Annotated in this window: 18 protein-coding genes; all 18 read right to left on the reverse strand. The window is 67.1% G+C overall.

Features of this window, described 5'->3' with window-relative positions:
• Nucleotides 1-126 precede the first annotated feature (126 nt).
• Nucleotides 127-447, reverse strand: coding sequence for a helix-turn-helix domain-containing protein (locus MJ605_RS08740; protein WP_241925293.1), 321 nt, complete (start codon nt 445-447; stop codon nt 127-129).
• Nucleotides 428-814, reverse strand: coding sequence for a type II toxin-antitoxin system RelE/ParE family toxin (locus MJ605_RS08745; protein ID WP_243041043.1), 387 nt, complete (start codon nt 812-814; stop codon nt 428-430). Before MJ605_RS08745 ends, MJ605_RS08740 begins: the two co-directional genes overlap by 20 nt.
• A 36-nt stretch (nt 815-850) precedes the next feature.
• On the reverse strand, nt 851-1,234 hold the full coding sequence (locus MJ605_RS08750) for a DUF6362 family protein (RefSeq protein WP_243041044.1): 384 nt from the start codon (nt 1,232-1,234) through the stop codon (nt 851-853).
• Nucleotides 1,227-1,436: a hypothetical protein gene (locus MJ605_RS08755; protein ID WP_243041045.1), complete on the reverse strand. Its 210-nt coding sequence runs from the start codon at nt 1,434-1,436 to the stop codon at nt 1,227-1,229. Before MJ605_RS08755 ends, MJ605_RS08750 begins: the two co-directional genes overlap by 8 nt.
• Before the next feature lies 1 nt (nt 1,437).
• Nucleotides 1,438-1,914: a crossover junction endodeoxyribonuclease RuvC gene (locus MJ605_RS08760; RefSeq protein WP_243041046.1), complete on the reverse strand. Its 477-nt coding sequence runs from the start codon at nt 1,912-1,914 to the stop codon at nt 1,438-1,440.
• A gap of 142 nt (nt 1,915-2,056) precedes the next feature.
• A complete protein-coding gene (locus MJ605_RS08765; RefSeq protein ID WP_243041047.1) occupies nt 2,057-4,339 on the reverse strand; it encodes a phage/plasmid primase, P4 family in 2,283 nt (760 codons plus the stop codon).
• Nucleotides 4,323-4,577: a MerR family transcriptional regulator gene (locus tag MJ605_RS08770; protein WP_132766446.1), complete on the reverse strand. Its 255-nt coding sequence runs from the start codon at nt 4,575-4,577 to the stop codon at nt 4,323-4,325. Before MJ605_RS08770 ends, MJ605_RS08765 begins: the two co-directional genes overlap by 17 nt.
• On the reverse strand, nt 4,574-5,320 hold the full coding sequence (locus tag MJ605_RS08775) for a hypothetical protein (protein ID WP_243041048.1): 747 nt from the start codon (nt 5,318-5,320) through the stop codon (nt 4,574-4,576). Before MJ605_RS08775 ends, MJ605_RS08770 begins: the two co-directional genes overlap by 4 nt.
• Nucleotides 5,317-5,784 carry a DUF6511 domain-containing protein gene (locus tag MJ605_RS19360; RefSeq protein ID WP_243041049.1) on the reverse strand — a complete coding sequence of 156 codons (468 nt, stop codon included), beginning with the start codon at nt 5,782-5,784 and terminating at the stop codon, nt 5,317-5,319. The genes MJ605_RS08775 and MJ605_RS19360 overlap by 4 nt, the downstream gene beginning before the upstream one ends.
• A gap of 11 nt (nt 5,785-5,795) precedes the next feature.
• A complete protein-coding gene (locus MJ605_RS08785) occupies nt 5,796-6,425 on the reverse strand; it encodes a hypothetical protein (RefSeq protein WP_243041050.1) in 630 nt (209 codons plus the stop codon).
• A gap of 3 nt (nt 6,426-6,428) precedes the next feature.
• Nucleotides 6,429-7,247, reverse strand: coding sequence for an ATP-binding protein (locus MJ605_RS08790; RefSeq protein WP_243041051.1), 819 nt, complete (start codon nt 7,245-7,247; stop codon nt 6,429-6,431).
• Entirely contained in the window at nt 7,247-8,020 is a 774-nt protein-coding gene (locus MJ605_RS08795; RefSeq protein WP_143969818.1) for a BRO-N domain-containing protein, read from the reverse strand. Before MJ605_RS08795 ends, MJ605_RS08790 begins: the two co-directional genes overlap by 1 nt.
• A gap of 3 nt (nt 8,021-8,023) precedes the next feature.
• A complete protein-coding gene (locus tag MJ605_RS08800; protein ID WP_055424132.1) occupies nt 8,024-8,503 on the reverse strand; it encodes a hypothetical protein in 480 nt (159 codons plus the stop codon).
• An 11-nt stretch (nt 8,504-8,514) separates the two neighbouring features.
• Nucleotides 8,515-8,778, reverse strand: coding sequence for a helix-turn-helix transcriptional regulator (locus MJ605_RS08805; RefSeq protein ID WP_062191415.1), 264 nt, complete (start codon nt 8,776-8,778; stop codon nt 8,515-8,517).
• A gap of 182 nt (nt 8,779-8,960) precedes the next feature.
• Entirely contained in the window at nt 8,961-9,449 is a 489-nt protein-coding gene (locus MJ605_RS08810) for a hypothetical protein (RefSeq protein ID WP_243041052.1), read from the reverse strand.
• Complete coding sequence (locus MJ605_RS08815; RefSeq protein WP_243041053.1) at nt 9,446-10,876, reverse strand: recombinase family protein; 1,431 nt, start codon at nt 10,874-10,876, stop codon at nt 9,446-9,448. Before MJ605_RS08815 ends, MJ605_RS08810 begins: the two co-directional genes overlap by 4 nt.
• On the reverse strand, nt 10,873-11,346 hold the full coding sequence (locus tag MJ605_RS08820; protein WP_243041054.1) for a DUF2924 domain-containing protein: 474 nt from the start codon (nt 11,344-11,346) through the stop codon (nt 10,873-10,875). Before MJ605_RS08820 ends, MJ605_RS08815 begins: the two co-directional genes overlap by 4 nt.
• 320 nt (nt 11,347-11,666) lie before the next feature.
• Nucleotides 11,667-16,280 carry an AAA domain-containing protein gene (locus tag MJ605_RS08825; protein ID WP_243041055.1) on the reverse strand — a complete coding sequence of 1,538 codons (4,614 nt, stop codon included), beginning with the start codon at nt 16,278-16,280 and terminating at the stop codon, nt 11,667-11,669.
• Nucleotides 16,281-16,310: the final 30 nt, after the last annotated feature.

Below are 16,310 nucleotides of genomic sequence, written 5' to 3' on the forward strand. Positions count from 1 at the left end.
GGACCGGCGGATCTGTTGCAGCGGCCAAACCCGCATTTCGCCACAGACGCACGCGGATGCACGACCCCACCCGCCAAATCACGCCAAAACACGCAGGCGCGGTGGCATGCGCTCGTGCCAGCGACTTCAGAGCACGGCCTCCAGCCCCTTGCGTTCGATGAGGTTGAGCAACTTCAACGAGGGACCGCTCGGCTTCTTGTCACCGATTTCCCACTTCTGAACGGTCGAGATGCTGGTATTGAGCACCGCCGCAAACACCGCTTGGCTGACGTGAGCTTGCTCGCGCAGCGATTTGATCTTTTGCGGCGGCATTTCATGAACGTCGAGGTGACACAACGCATCGAACTCGCGCATACGGCGCTTGTCGATCAGACCGATCCGATGCAGATCAGAGGCCATCTCATGAACCTCTTGCAGGATCCGGCTCTTACGCTTTTTCGTCGTCATGACGCACCTCCGTCAATACTCCACTGTCGATCGCTTGTTCGATCTGCAGATCATCGAATCCCAAGTAGTGCTTGGCCAGCTCTTGCAACGCCTTGAGCTCTGCCGCTTCGATGTTGGCCCGTTCGTTCTTGGCAAAGCCAAGCACGAAAAACCAGCGGTCCGCCATCTTGGTGGCCACGATGGTTCGTGCGCCACCACGTTTGCCTTGACCGGGCAGTGCGAGACGCTTCTTGACCAGATGGCCACCGAGATCGGCATCGATCAATCCTTGCGCCATCTCCGAAACGGCGACGCACAGAACTTCATCGGTCAGACCCGCTTTGCGCATCCAGCGGGTAAAGCTGCGGGTCCGAAACACGCGATTCATGGCGAAAGTGTATCACCTAGTGCAATACATTTCAAGTCAAATGGACGGTCTGGTATTCAGCCGATCGACCACCACCCCCAGCGCCCGCTGCCACCGCCGCCAAGCCGTGGTCCGGTCGCAGCCGAAGCGGGCGCAGATGTCGCGCCAGCGGTGGCGCTCGGCACGCATCCACACGAGATGCCGTTCTTCTTCCTCCAGCCACAACACCCAGCGCATCGTCTCGAGCATCCGCTCGACCGTCTCGGGCGCGGGCGGGAAGCGCCGGATCGTGGGTTCGGCCCCCAGCGTCTCCCAGGGCATGCGCCGGATCGCGGGCCAAGTATTGAAGTAGCCCTGCACGCGCACGGACGGCAAGCGGTGGGCGGTGATGGCCGCCTCCCGGAAGCGCTCGGCCACACGCTCGACGGTCCACTCAGCCATGGCGCGCCTCCCGTGCACCGTAGAGCCGCTCGCCGATTTGCCGGATCAGCTCGCGCTCCATCCAGTCGAGTCGGGCGTCGTCGAGGGAGACGACGAGCAGCCGCTGCTCGCGCCAGCCGCGGCGCTTGACGGCCTCCACGTCCATCGGCTCGGGCTGCAGTCGACCGAGCGGGCAACGGTAGCGAGAGGTCGGAACAATCATCTCAGTCCTCCTGCGCCGCGTCGTGAAGCTCGAGGGCCCAGAGCAACAGCGCCAAGGCGTCCGCCTCGTCGTCGTCCGCCGGGGCGTGGCCCCGCGCACGCACGGCCGCCATCACCGCGTCCTTGCCGGCGTTGCCGCGGCCGGTGGCGTGCTTCTTGATCGTGCCCACCGGCACGCCCTGGTAGGGAATGCCGTGGTGCTCGCACCAGGCCGTGAGCGTGGCGAGGAAGCCGCCGTAGACGTGCGCCGCGTCGGTCGAGGCGTGGCGGCGCACTTCCTCGAAGACCAGCGTATCGATCCCGTCGGCGTGGGCCTTCAGTTCGGTGAGCCAGTGCTTGAAGCGCAGGAAACGCATGCCGCCGCCTTCGAAGCGTCGGGGCTTGAAGGCTTCGGTGCCGCTGGTGATTCGGCCCGTGCGGTCGCGCAGCGCCCAGCCGGTGGTGGTGCCCAGGTCGAGGGCAAGCAGGGTGGTGTGCATGGTGTCAGTCCTCGTTCGGTGGGGACTGACGCATCCGACGCACGATATCGATAGTTCCCGTGAGGCGCGCGCACGCGCACGCGCGTAGAGACTTACGATGGACAGCGTCAGATGCGTCAGTCCTGTCGGTGGTCACGGGTGTTCAGTCGTCGGCATAGGGGGTGTAGGCGGGCTGCATCGGGTGCTTGAGACCCACGCCACGGAAGCCCCGGATGCCGGCGGCGTTGCGCCATTTCTCGACGCCGCGGGTGATCAAGAGGTCGGAGAAGCGGCGCTGTGAGCCGACGAACTCGCCGGCGGCCTCCGCCCACTGCTTCCAGTCGGTGAACAGTTCGGCGGTCAGTGACTTGGCATTGGCCTCGCGCACGCAGCGCTCCTCCAGCCAGCGGCCCAGCGCGTCCTCGGCTTCGAAGTACTCCTCGGTGGCGGCCACGACCTGCGGCGGCGGATCGAGCCGGCCCAGGCGCTGCCAGGCCAGGCACCCTTCCAGCGCCCAGGCCAGGATGCCGTCCCGCTCGGCCAGCAACTTCTGCTGCAGGTGTTTGTCGCGCCGCTCGGGCGGCACGGTGATCGTGAAGGGGATCAGGTGCAGCCTCCGCTTCATCGCCTCGTCGATGTTGCGGATGGCGGGCTTGTGGTTGCCGGCGACGAAGAGCTTGAACTGCGGCCAGAACTCGAAGAAGTCTTGCCGCATGAACCGCGCCGAGATCTTGTCGCCGCCCGTGAGGCTCTTGACCTTGGACTCGGCCCAGCGCCGCCCTTGCTCGGTTTCGATCGCCGCTACGAAGCGCGCGCCGCGCAACCCCGCCATGTCGGTCGGATGGCGGTCGGTACGCGTCTCCATGAAGGTGTCCATTGGCGCGTTGGCGGCGTAGTCGCCCAGGATCGTGGCCAGGGTGTTGACGAACACCGATTTGCCGTTGGCGCCGGTGCCGTAGAGGAAGAACAGCGCGTGCTCCTGGGTGGAGCCGGTGAGCGCATAGCCCGCCATGCGCTGCAGATAGGCTTGCAGTGCCGCATCGCCGCCGGTCACTTCGGCGATGAACTGCCGCCAGGTCGGGCAGTCGCCGCCGGGCGTGGCGGTGGTGATCTTGGTCATGCGGTCGGCGCGGTCGTGTGCGCGCAGGCGGCCCGTCCTGAGGTCGACCACGCCGCCTGGGGTGTTGAGCAGCCAGGGATCGGCGTCCCACTCGGCGGTGGTCGCGGCATGACGTCGGTCTGCGCGAGCCAGGCGTTCGACGCCGCCGACGGTGCCGGAGGTGGCCAGCTTGGCCGCCAGCTTGGGGTTGTCGGCCTGGAGGGCCGCGTGTCGGCAGACACCGCGGATCAAGTCGGTGGCCGCCAGCGTCTCCTCGTTGCGCCAGCGCCGACCGTCCCACACCAACCAGCGGCCCCAGGCCGCCACGTAGCGCCAGTCGCGGTGGTAGCGCCGGGTGAAGGCCAGCGCCAGGGCATCTTCGGTGCCCCACACCGATTCATCCGCGCCGATCACCGGCTCGCCGGGGTCCGCAATGTCATGCACCTGCACACGCGGACCGTGGGCGAGGAAGGCCGCGACGTCGAAGCCCTCCATCACGGCGTCCGCCGCGTCCCAGCCGTCCGCCGCTTCCTCGGGCGGGTACAGGATGTGGCAGGTCTTCGCGCCCGCCGACAGAATCGCCTGGGCCGCCTGCACGGCGTACTCCCAGCCCGGCTTGTCGCGGTCGGGCCAGATCAGCACCGCCTTGCCCGCCAGCGGCGACCAGTCGGTCTTGTCCACCGGGGCGTTGGCCCCGTGCATCGCGGTGGTGGCCACGATCCCGATCTCGATCAAGGCCTGGGCGCATTTCTCGCCCTCGACCAGCACGACCTGGGCGGCGTCCTGGATCCCCGGCTGGTTGTACAGCGGCCGCGGCTCGGGCGGGGCTTTTCTGCGGCGGCGCGCGTCCCAGGGCCGGAATTCCTTCTTGCGCCCGGGCGGGTCGTAGCGGTAGACGACGGCGATGAGCTGCCCTTGTGCGTCGAGGTAGTCCCACTTGGCGGTGGCCGGGCCGAGGTCGTCGATCGGGGCCTTCTTGGCCGCCTTGCGCGGCGGCGCCGTGAGCGCTCGGCCGACGAGGTCCTCGGCCAGGTCGAGGACGCGGGCGAAGTCGCCGTGCACGTCCACGCCGAAGTGGGCGCCGATCAGGTGGAACACATCGCCGCCGGAGCCTTCGGCGCGGTCGGTCCACAGTCCCGCCTTGTCGCCGTCGAGCACGACTTCCAGGCTGTCCCCCGGGCTGCCGAGCACGTCGCCGATGACGAACTTGCCGCGTCGCTTCTTTCCAGCGGGAAACAGGGTGAACAGCACCGACTCCAGCCTCGCGAGCAGCGCGGCGCGCACGGCCTCGCGGCGGTCGGACGCCGGGATCTCGGGCGCGGGTGCGGTGTCATTGAAGTCCAGCATCCGACTCCTCCTCGTGCCCTGCGTCGGCCGTGAGCAGGGCTTGACGTTCCTCCATCCACGCCATCAGTTCGGAGAGCTTGAAACGCAGCAGCTTGCCCACCCGGTAGTGCGGCAGGCGCAGACGTCGGCGCTCCTTCGCGTGCGTGAGCCAGTAGTGCGGCAGATTGAGCGCCAGTGCCGCCTCGCGTGCGTCGATCAGGCGCTCCCCGAGCACCGGGTGCAGTGGTCTGTCGGTCATGCCGCAGCCCTCCAGCACCGGTCCTGCCACGGACACATCCGGCACTCGACATGGGTGGGATCGGAGAACGAGCGCGGCAGCAGTTCGCCCGCCTTGGTGGCCGTGATGACCTTCACGGCCCGGTCGGACATGCGCTGCGCCAACGCCGCATCGAACGGCACCAGCTCGGCGTGGATCTCCATGGTGTCGGCGTTTACCGCCGTGAACAGGGCCGGGTGCGCGTGCAGTTCGAGATAGGCCTGGTAGAGCGCGACCTGGGCGGCGTAGACGGGCTTGGCGACCGCGAGGCGATGTCTCTCCAACTCGCGCCACGATTTGGCGCCCAGGCACTTGTTCTCCCACAGCGCGGGATAGCCGGCCCCAAAGCCGAGGTCGGGCCCGGCGACGAGCACGCCATCGACGTGGCCCTGCAGGCGCCCGTCCAGCGCCGAGAAGCCGAATTGCTCGCCCGCGTCGTCGCGCGTGCGCAGATCGAAGCCCGCGGCACGCAGCCAGGTCACCATGCAGGCCTCGATCACGTGGCCGCGCTCGAAGACGCGCAGCAGGCGGCCGTCGGTCTCGCGACCCGGATCGACCGGGGCGTCGGCAAACTCGTACTGCAGCGCGCGCTCGCAGGCGACCCCGAGGCGCGAGGCGCCTAGGTAGGTGCGGCGAGGCTGCGCCGCGCGAGACTGCTGCATCCCGGCGTCGATCAGCGCCGTGAGCTGACCCGACAGGCTCTTGGAGGCGTTGAAGTCCATCATGACGTCACCTCCCAGGGCAGGTCGTCTTCCAGATCGGCGAAGGGATCGGACACCGGGTGCTTCAGCCCGCGCACCGGCGGGTACTTGGTCGCCTCGTGGTGCTCGACCATCGCCTCCGTGTAGCAGGTGACGATGGCGTCGATCACCCGCAGGGCCTCGGCCTCGGAGTACGCGCCGAGGGGCTTGTCGAAGCCGATGCGTTCTGCCGCCGCGCCGAAGGCCTTGAGGCACTTCCGCATCGCAGCGAGTTCGACGTCAGACGGATCGATCATCGCGACCTCCCCGAGGGGTGAACGTCCGTCCCGCACCCGCAGCCAGTTGCCGTAGAGCGTGTGAAACGCCTCCTGGCAGCGCCGCGAGCAGAACACCCAGTCGATCGGATAGCGCCGGGCGTCGCCCGCCGGATGCCGGAGGTCCGAGTGGCCGTAGCCGCGCGCCTGTCGTTTGCAGACCCAGCACTTCACCGGCCCTCCTCTCACTGCGCCCAGGCCGGCTTGCCCGGCACGGCGGGGCGTTGGGGAACGGCAGGCGCAGGCATCGCACGGGGCGGGGTGACCGCCGCCGGCGCGCCTTCGTTACCGGTGCCCGACGCCTTGGGCGGCAGCCCCATCAGGCGGGCGTAGTCCGGGTGGTCGGGCTCGACGGCGCTCTTGATGACGTTCTTCAAGTCGCCGCGGCCGTCCTTCTCGATGTCGATGCGGGCGAGGAACTCGATGCCGTCGAGCTCGTGGAAGCCCTGGATGCGCCGCGCGGTGGCGGCCTGCGGCCCGTTGTCCTGGGGATGGACGTTGCGGGCGCTGTTGAGGATCGCGCGCACGAAGCTGCGGCCCATCTGGCCCCAGGCCGGGCCCTTCGGGGAATGCAGGCCGATGTTGCTCCAGAGCTTGCGCCGGGCGTACTCGCCCTCCAGCACCACGAACTCGGCCGCCAGGTACACCGAGCCGGACTCGTTGCTCTGCGTGGCGTAGCCGCCGGTCCAACCCTGGGCCGGATCGTCGTAGCCCCCGGGCTTGATCGTCATGCGCACGCGGGCGAGCGTGCCCTTGGGGATGAGGTCGAAGCTGGGCTGCTGTTCGGCGTCGTTGAAATCGTTCCAGGCGGTCATGGCTTACTCCTTGGATGTCGGGATTCGAGTGGCGGCGGCGCACTTGTCGATCAGCGCGCGCAGGTTCGGCGGCTCCAGCAACTCGAGCTGGCCGGAGCGGTCCTTGGCCGGGACGCCGTAGGGGTTCAGCGTGTGGCAGACGAAGGCGCGGTAGGACGAGCCGTCCTCGGCCTTGATCTCGGCGAGCGTGACCACCTCGTCGACGATGCCGGGCAGTTCCGCCGCGGTCTTGGCGCCCTCGATCTGCGGCACGAAGACCTTGCGGTTGAAGTCGTCCAAGCGCTCGTCGAGGATGGCCACGAACACGACGTGCTTGCCGCGCGCGTGCTGCAGGTGGGTCAGCGCCCCGATGAGCTCGGCGCCGAGCAGGCCGTAGGCGCCCCGGGTGTCGGGCTTGCCGGTGCGCTCGCTGTAGGCCTGCGGCTGGGTCTTGGCCCAGACGAGCGCCAGGCGCGCGAGCACGGTGATGCTGTCGACGAAGTAGGTGTCGTACTTGGCCAGTTGCGCGGGATCGCCGTAGCGCTCACACACATGCCGGTAATGCGCCTCGGAGTACGGTGCGTCCGCAGGCAGCGCCGGGTTCGGGCCGGCGAGGAACACCACGAGATCGCGGAACTCCGGCCAGGTGCTCGGGCGCACGCAGTCGCCGCGCCAGTCCTTGACGGCCAAGTCGCCAGCCTCGAGGTCGACGAACAGGGTCGAGGCTTCGGGCAGGGTCTTCAACTGGCTGGTCTTGCCGATGCCGCTCTTGCCCAGCAGCACGAGCTTGACGCCCTGCTTCTCGGCGAGGCGCTCATCGGCGGTGATGATGGGAAGGGCCATCACGCCACCTCCTTCAGCCGCTCGGCCACCAGAGGGTTCCAGAGGATCTGGTAGCCGCTGTGCCCGTTGCGGGAGTACGGCATCGCCTCGGCCCAGGCCTCGCCGGCCTCGGTCAGTTCCCACTCGTCGCGTTCGTTGCGCAACTGCAGGCCGTGCGCGGCCAGACGCTGGTTGGTGGCCTTGGCCGACAGGCCGAGCAGCCTGCCGAGCTGGGTGGCGTTGAGCGAGCAGATCGCCTCGTTCGCCGCAGTGTCCCGTGCAGGAAGGGCGCGGCGCAGCGTCTCGACCGCCAAGCCCGTGTTCTCCTGGATGCAGGTGAGCGTGGCCGCCATCGCGATGCCGGGTTTGACCCCCGGCACCTTGGCCACGGCCTCGCCGATCAGCAGCAGAGCGGCGACGCGGTCCTGGGTGGGTGCCGGCAGGGTCGGGCGTGCACTTGGCGCCGTGTAGCTGCCCGTCTTGCGGATCGCCGGCAGCACCTCGTGTGTCACCCAGCGCTTGAAGTGCTTGGCCTCGCGCTTGCGGCTACCCAGCACCAGGCTGTAGAGGCCGGGCTCGTTGACGACGTTGACCTGGTCATTGCCGCGCGAGATGCCCTGAATCGAGATCAGGGCTTGCTCGTCAGGGTCCAGTCGCGCCAGGGCGCGGGTGGTGTTCGGCAGTTCAAGAACCGCGCACACATCCGCCGCGACGAACCACGGTTCGCCTTGGGCATCCGTGACGACCCGGACCGGACGGCCTTCGAAATCAAACGGGATCAGTTCGGTGCTCATGGATCACTCCTCCGAGACGAGGGCCAGCCGGAACGTGGGCTTGCCGGGCTTGACGGTGCGGGCGGCCTCGAACCCGGCGCGCAGTGCCGGCGGCCAGTTGGAGAAGCGCGATTCCGAGACGGAGTACTCGACGTCGAGGTAGTCCTCGACCTTCTCGCCGGCGGCGGCGATGCGCCGGGCAATCGCCGCCAGTTGCGCCTGGTCCCAGGACACGCGCTTCGGGACATCGACCGTCACGCGCAGCGCACCGTCCTGCAGGTGCACGACGCCGAAGTCCTTGCCCGCCTCGAGGCGGGCAGCACGGGCCTGCTCGCCGTAGGCGGCCTCCAGCGCAGCGTCGAACTTGGCGCGGGCTTGCTTGAGCCAGGCGAGCGCTTCGTCGAGGTTGCGGCTGATCTGCGCCTTCTGGGCGGGCGGGAGTTGAGCCAGCTGGCCGACGGACATCGCGGCGATGTCGGCGGGGTAGAGGGTCAAATCGCTCATCGCATCCCCCTTCAGCGCGCCGCGCGCTCGGAGGTCGAGTCGTGCAGGGCGCCACGCTCGAACTCGATGACCGACTCCAGGGGGTAGCTGACGCGCTTGGACAGCTTCAGGTAGCGCGGGCCGCGCCCTTCGCTGCGCCAGCGCTGCAGGGTCTTGGGGCTCAGGCCCCAGCGCTGCGCGAGCTCGTTCTCGTTGAGGACCCGACGGTCGCCGGGAGACAGGCTGTTGATCGCATCGACCGGCGACCGGGTGATGGTGCTTGCCGTTGTCGGCATGGAAGCCTCCTATGACGCTGTTGAGGAACAGGTGTCATTGCAGGCTTCGGGTGGCGAACCTTTAAGGGACGCAATGGCGAACCACGCGGGAACTTCGGGTTCGCCAATCCGCACGCGTCCATGCCAAAACGGCGAGCACGCGGCTCGCCGTTCTTGGGGACAGGGGGATGGTCAGCGGCCGGTCACTGGGCCGGTGGCGGAAAACCCAGCAGCCGGCGCTGTTCGGCCCAGTCGCGCGGCAGCAGATCGTGCCGGCCACGCAGGGTCTGCAGGTTCAGATGGCGGGGCTGGCGTCCGTCCAGGATGGCCTCGACGATGTCGGGGGCCAGCAGGGTCAGGCGCAGCACCTCGGCCACCCAGCCGGGCTCCAACTTCAGGGAGCGCGCCAGGTCGGTCGTCGTGGGATAGCGCCCCTCCTCGAGCAGCCGCTTCCAGTAGAAGGCCTTGCCGAGCGTCTTGATCATCGGCGCATCCAGGCCGCCCATGGCTGCGGCTGCAGACTCGTGCGTCGGCGGGATCAGGAGCTTGCGGTTCTGCCGGCGCTTGATCGTCAGGGGCACCAGGGTCACCCGCTGCCCGGCGCTGACGTAGCTGCGTGCATCGTTGCCGACCTCGACCCGGATCGCGCGACGGCGGGAGTTCGGAGTCGGATCGGGAGGCGACCGGGTCATGCCAAGGCCTCCTCGGCAGGCGCGCGGCACTCGTCGACCAAGGGATGCGCGCCGATCTCGGGCCCCAATCCCAGCCAGCCGTCTTCACGCCAGAGGATGTCGAGTCCGTACTCATGCAGTTGGACCCGCTCGATCAGCAGACGCGCGATGCGTTGCTGCTCGGCCGGGAACAACTGCGCCCACACGTCGCCGATGCGTCGCATCGCCACCACCACCTGCGCTTCGTCGAGGGCGGCACCCGCCGGGTGGCGCTGGCACGCCCGCCAGGTGCCGATCAGCACCTCCGGCGCCGAGAGCGCCGCGTGGATCTGCGTCAGCACCGCGTTCTCGATCTCGGCCGCGGGCAGATGGCCGACGTCCGGGGCGTCCGGCGCCAGGCTCGCGCCCGCGTTACGACGCTTGTGCAGGTAGGGGACGTAGTAGCGGTAGGTGCGCCCGCTCTTTTTCTTGACGAAGGTGTGCAGCATGCGCTGGCCGTCGGGCGCGAACAGCAGCCCCGCGAGCAGGGCCGGATGCTTGGCGCGGTGCTCGCGCGGCGCCTGCTTGCGGCGCACGATGAACGCGTGCGCGGCGTCCCACAGGTCTTGCGGCACGATCGCTTCGTGTTGGCCGGGATACCAGGTGCCGCGGTTGCGGATCTCACCGAGGTAGATGCGGTTGCGCAGCAGCGCGAAGATGTATTGCTGATCGATCGGTCGGCCCGTGCGCCGGCGCCCGCCTTGGGTCACCCAGGCCTTGGTGGTGTGCCCCTCGACTGCCATCTCCCGCACCAGCCGCGCCGCCGAGCCATGCTCGGCGTAGCGCCGGAAGATGTCACGCACGAGTGCGGCCTCGCGTTCGTTGACGACGAGCTTGCGATCGACGACGTCGTAGCCCAGCGGCGGCATGCCGCCCATCCACATGCCCTTGGCCTTGGAGGCGGCGATCTTGTCGCGGATGCGCTCGCCGGTGACCTCGCGCTCGAACTGCGCGAAGGACAGCAGGATGTTGAGCGTCAGCCGCCCCATTGAGGTGGTGGTGTTGAACTGCTGCGTGACCGAGACGAAGGAGACGCCATTGCGGTCGAACACCTCCACCAGCTTGGCGAAGTCGGCGAGGCTTCGCGTCAATCGGTCGATCTTGTAGACGACCACGATGTCGATCCTGCCGGCCTCGATGTCGGTCAGCAGTCGGCGCAGTGCGGGGCGGTCCAGATTGCCGCCGGAGTAGCCGCCGTCGTCATAACCCTCCTCGACGGCGATCCAGCCCTCGTGGCGTTGGCTGGCGATGAAGGCCAGCCCCGCGTCGCGTTGGGCCTCCAGGCTGTTGTACTCCTGGTCCAGTCCCTCGTCGGTGGACTTGCGGGTGTAGACCGCGCAGCGCCTCGATGGCGTGACGGGACCAGGCGTCGGCATGGTCGACGAGGACACGGGCCGTTGTGATCTCATGCCGGCTCCTTCTGGCCGTGCTTGGTCTTGAGGCCGAAGAACGCGGGGCCCGACCAATGCGTGCCGGTGATGTGGCGGGCGATGGCCGTCAGGCTCTTGAACCGCTGCCCCTGATACTCGAAGTCATTGGGCCCGCGCACCAGCACCCGGTGCTCGACGTCGTCGAAGAACCGCGTGAGCAGGGTGCCCGGCAGCAGCCGATTCGCGTCGTGGCGAAGCTGGCGCGGCAAGATGCCCGTCTCACCGATCTCCTCGAGCTTGCGGCGGGTCGCGGGCTTCAATCCGCCGAAGGCGCGCTCCTGGATCCTGTAGGCGAGCCGGCTCTCCAGCCAGGTGCGGTGGTGATGCTTGGGCCGCTCCTCGAAGTACTCGTCCCACAGCGCCCAGAGGCTGTCCATCGGCAGGTGGGGCAACTGGGCGACGCGGGCGGCGACGGTGGCCGGGTCCGCGGGGCCTGCGTGTGTCGTCATCGGCGAACTCCTCGTGCGTGATCGGGGTTCGCATTCACGCGCTGTGGCCCGCAGAAGCCAAGGCCAACCGAGTCGCTGTCGGTGGCGGGACGGCCAGGTGGCGGAAAGGGGCGTGCGCGCAGCCGCAGCAGGGCGCAGGCCAGCAGATCGACGATCTCTTGGTGCGCGTGCCGAGGCCGATCAGCCTCGGGAGCCAGGGCGAAGGGTTCGGGTTCGTGCATGGTCGGCGTTTGGATGGAAAACGCCGTTCATGCTAGGAATCGAGGGGCTTCGCGTAACGGGTATTGTCGGGGATGCGCTCGCAACAGCGGGGTTGGGAGTCACGGTCCCGCAGCGCCGGAATTTCCTCCACCTGCGGTCATCGCGCCGACGATCGAAACGTCGACAGCATCGGCAATCGATTCTCTTTCGCCAGAGTCACCTGCAACAGCGTTTTGAATCGGCCAAACACGGCTCTCGACAACCGACGGTATGCGCTCCAGCGCCCCAAGCGGCTCGATGCCCATTGCATGGAGCCGTGCCTTGAGTTCGGCTAGCACCTCGTCCTTACGCAGCGACCACGTCGACGCAAAGCACCGCCAAAACACCCAGCCGGCGCGCTCGAGTATGCGCTGACGATGCATGTCTGCCGGCCAGCGGTCCGGCCCGTGGAACTCGTCGCCGTCACATTCGATAGCAAGGCGCGTGTCGTTCGCTCCCTCCACCACCATGTCGATGCGGTAGGCACCAACCTTGACCTGAGGCGTGACGCGATAGCCGAGATCGACGAGCGACGAATACACGTCGCGCTCGAAGCCAGACTCACACAGGTCGACGAGGCTCCTTTCCTCCTCGCCGCCCTCCAGCGGCATGGTGAAGTGTTCGACGAGCGTGCGCCGGACGTCCGTCATCGACAGCTCACCGAGCTTGACTGAGCGTACGAGGTACATACGGTCGCGGGCACGGCTGGCGGCGACGTTGAATCGCTGCTCGAAGATTTGTCCGGAGAGCGCGTGATGGCGGGTGGCGTCGGCCACCATGCTCAGGAACATGATGTCGCGCTCGCTGCCCTGGAACACGTAGGCGTCGCCGCAGGCGAACTTTCGGCGCTCGAGTTCGGCCAGGTCCACCCGGCTGACCACCAAGTTGTGGATGAACTTGGCCTGCTCAGGCCCCAAGAGCGACACGACCCCGATCGTGCGATTGCGCAGCTTGGGGTTACGCAGGATGGCCTCGATCTCAGCTGCGATGAACTCGGCCTCCATCCGGTTGACGTCCCGGTTGTCCCGCACCCCATGCTCAATGAATACGTCCACGAGCGGTGGGTCGATGCGCTCAGAGGCCTTGGGCACGCGAAGGGGTCGAATCTGGTTCTTGTAGAAGGTCTTGTTGCTGTAGGCGATGATGGGCTGCACGCAACGGAAGTGCTCCGCGAGCATCACGCGCTCGGCCGCAAAGACGGTGGACGCGATGTCGTACAGCGACTTCTCGGGAGTCAGGTCCCGCCCGTAAGGTTGGTCAGAGAGGAAGCGCTCTCGGAGCGCTGCGATCTTGGCTGCCGAGATGAAGCCACCGCTCGGTGATACTTGCTTATCGTCGCCCACCACCAGGATCTTCTTGCCACGTAGCACCGCCGGCAATGCCCAGAGGTCGGACTGGCTGGCTTCGTCCACGATGACCAGGTCAAAGATGCCGAGCTGGGCCGGCAGGCTCTCGGAGACCTTGGCGTGACTCATGATCCAGCAGGGAATGGCGCCTTGAGCGTCGAGCATCGCCTTTTGCGCGTCGCGTCGGTAGCGAGTGGCGTTGGGCCCGGTGCCTTGGCCGATCCTCCGGATGGCCACACGGTAGCTCTCCAGGGCCGATAGCACCCTGGCCGACGCCTGGGCCTTCGTCTCGAGCCACGCCGACTTGGCCACCAACTGCTCGTACTGCTGCGCGAGCACTCTCTCGAGGTCGCGGCGGCGTTGCGCGAGCGTCAGGAGTTCATCGCGTGCTTCGATGGTTGCGAGGTGGTTCTTGATGCGCGCCCAGTTCCAGGCATCGCGCCATGAGACAGGCAACACCTCGTCGTCGCCGGTGGGCGGGAGTACTTGAGAACGCAGGCGGGCTGCCCACTTCATCGCCCCGGCGCGCTCGATGCGCGCGCACAGGTCGTTGACGGTTGCCAGGCTCGACGACAGCGACTCGACGCGCTTGATCTCACCGATGATCTCCGCATACTGCGCCACGATGCGCTCGGTAGCGACTTCGGGATTGCCGAGCTGCGAGTCGATGAACGCGCGCAGCCGCTCGACCACCGGCCCCGAAGTGCCGGCGAGCTTCTCCTGGAGAATGGCGAGCTGCGCGGCGGCAGTCGCGAGCTCGGCGCGCGTGAGGTGGCGGCGTAGCTGTTCGCGCACCGTCTGCAGTTGAGACGAGCCGCCAAGGAGTTCGTTCTTCGGCGGCTCGCGAAACACCTTCTCGGCCATGCGAGGCAGATTGGCGTCGTGGGCGATCGCCAGTTCGTGCGCCAGTTTCGCCGCGAGCGCAATCCGCTCGGTCGAGCGCAGCGCCTCTACGTCAGCCTTGACCTCAGGCACCGAGAGTTCCTGCGCGAACTGATTCCATCGCACGGAGAACGACAGTACCCTCTCGTGCAATCGCACATAGCGATGCACATGTACCCAGTCCTCGACTGCTTGGGGCGGTAGTCCGGACACGCGGATGGCACCCACCTGTTCCTTCGCATCACCGTTGCCAAAGCTCATCAACCCGAAGGGCTTGCCCGTCTCGCGCGCCCGCTCGATGGCTTGGACGACCTTCGGGTTGCCCAATGCTTCAGCGGGCAACGCCACAGGCCGCTGCAGGAATGCCGCGCGAGCCTGCACCAGTTCGTCGACCTCGGCCAGCAGTGCCTTCAGCGCCTCCTGTTCGCTGGCGAAGTCCGGGCGTCGGCACTTGGTTCGCAGATCGAAGACCCAGGGGCTCTCCAATTCTTCCAGGTGGTGCACGATCTTGAGCACCTGGTCGACTGCCGCGAGCATGCGGCGGGCTTCATCGAGCACCTCGGGCGTCAAGGCACGCAGCGCCAGCAATTCGCCGTCGGCCTCAGCACCATCGATTTCGCGAATACCCACGAGAGCGTCGTGCAGCTTGGCCACCTCTTCGGTAGGCAAGAGCCCGAAGCTCGAGGGCAGCCGTGAAGAGACGTAGATGAGGTCGGTTCCCAGTCGGCGGCGGGCATCTCTGAGCGTCTGTGCCTCGGCGTCGCTCAGGGGCGGGGCGTGCTCCGGCAATAGCGTCAGATCGTCGTCGAACCAGTCGTGCTGTTGTTGGCCGCAGACGACCAGCTCGGCCATCTTCTGCGCGCGCATCTGCACGCCATCGACCTCGATGCCCGCCAACTGCTGAACGGCAATCTGGTCAACGCGCTTGTCGATACGGGCGATCTCGGCGTGTGCGGCGTCGATCAGCTGCTTGCAGCGCTCAATCTCGTCTTGTATGGCGCGTGTGTTGAGCTGCGACAGGTTGTGGATGATGGCCTCGATGGAGGCCTGGAACTGCCGCATCCCTTCCTTGTCGCCTGACAGCAGCGCCACTGTCAGCGGCCGCACGTCCTCCGGGATCTTCTCCTGCAGCACGGACAACGCATGCTCGCCCTTGGAGGTCACCAGCACCTTGCGCCCAGTGGCGAGGTAGTGACAGATGATGTTGGCGATCGTGTGCGTTTTGCCGGTGCCTGGCGGTCCTTGGACGCAGACGCCAGGGGCGCGCTCGAGCATTTCGACGATGGTCTCCTGCTCTTGGTTATAGGGCAGCGGGAAGTAGAGTTCGCGCGGCTCACCCTTGGCCCTGCTGCCACTGCACAGGCCTCGAAACGAGATGGCCTCGTACTTGACAACCTCATCAGAAGGTGGGGTCACGAGGCAAGCAGGGCCGGCAGGTATCGCATCGCCTGCTTGCAGGCGTGCTTTTAGACGACGGATATCCTCGACCAGGAAGTTGGCCGAGCGCGGACGAACGAACAACACCCAGCCGGCCGTGACGAGCAGTTGGTCGGACGGAGTGGGTAAGCCTTGATAGGCTGGGTCGTAGCGCCCCGCCTTGTCGAGGCTTCCGGCGGCGAGCTTCAAGATGGGCTCGAAGCTTCCGATGTCGAATGGTGTGAGCGTGTACTCCGAGTCGGTTTCCAGGAGCACCTTGGCCTGCTTCTCGACTTCGGCCGCTCCCATGACTTGACAGGCGCCAAAGGCGTCAAACTCCAGGCGCGGGGCAACAGCCCTGGGGCGCACCGAAATCGTATGCGTCTGGGGGTCGAGGTCGATCTCGACGACTTGTGTCAGCAGCGGGTACTGGTAGTCGACGCTGACGCCCTTGCCGTTTCCGTCCTCCGTGCGCGTGCCAGTGAACTTCCAGGCCGACACGCCCATGCCCCAAACCAGTTCCGATGGGTTGGAGGTCTCCTCGGCTTCGAGCCGGCCCTTGAGCATGAAGAGATCGCCATAGAGTGCGATGGTGCGGCGCCGGGGTTTCTCCCCTTCGGCCCAGGCCTGCCAAAGCGGTGTGTAGTCCGTCAAGGCTCTCGCGATGCGCTCGCGGCGATGTTTGTCGCGAGTGGCCGCGACCTCCTCACTCATCGTACGTCTGTCAGCTGCGAATCGATGTTGCAGCGCCTGCTCGTTGAGGGTCGGCACGGGCCCGCTCGGATCGTCGGAATAGGTGATATAGGGCCGCGCCTCCTCGTCAGGAGTAGGTGGCGAGGTAGACGCGAGGCGCGCCACCTGCAGCCAGATGTGGTCGCCTTCGACCTTGTGATCGAGGTCAACGCCGGGCAGCCCAGACAGGTCCTCTGGGAAACGCCTGAAGTCGGAGGCGCCCGTGAGAACGTAGGCCCTGGGGTCGATCTCCTTGCCCTGCTCGACGATGTAATCGAGCAGGCGTGTAAGCAAACCGTGTTGCGGGGTCGTCGGCATCAGTCTTCCCTGGGCTGTTCTTCTTTGGCG

This window comes from Dyella sedimenti (genome assembly GCF_022760995.1).
GTDB lineage: Bacteria > Pseudomonadota > Gammaproteobacteria > Xanthomonadales > Rhodanobacteraceae > Dyella > Dyella sedimenti.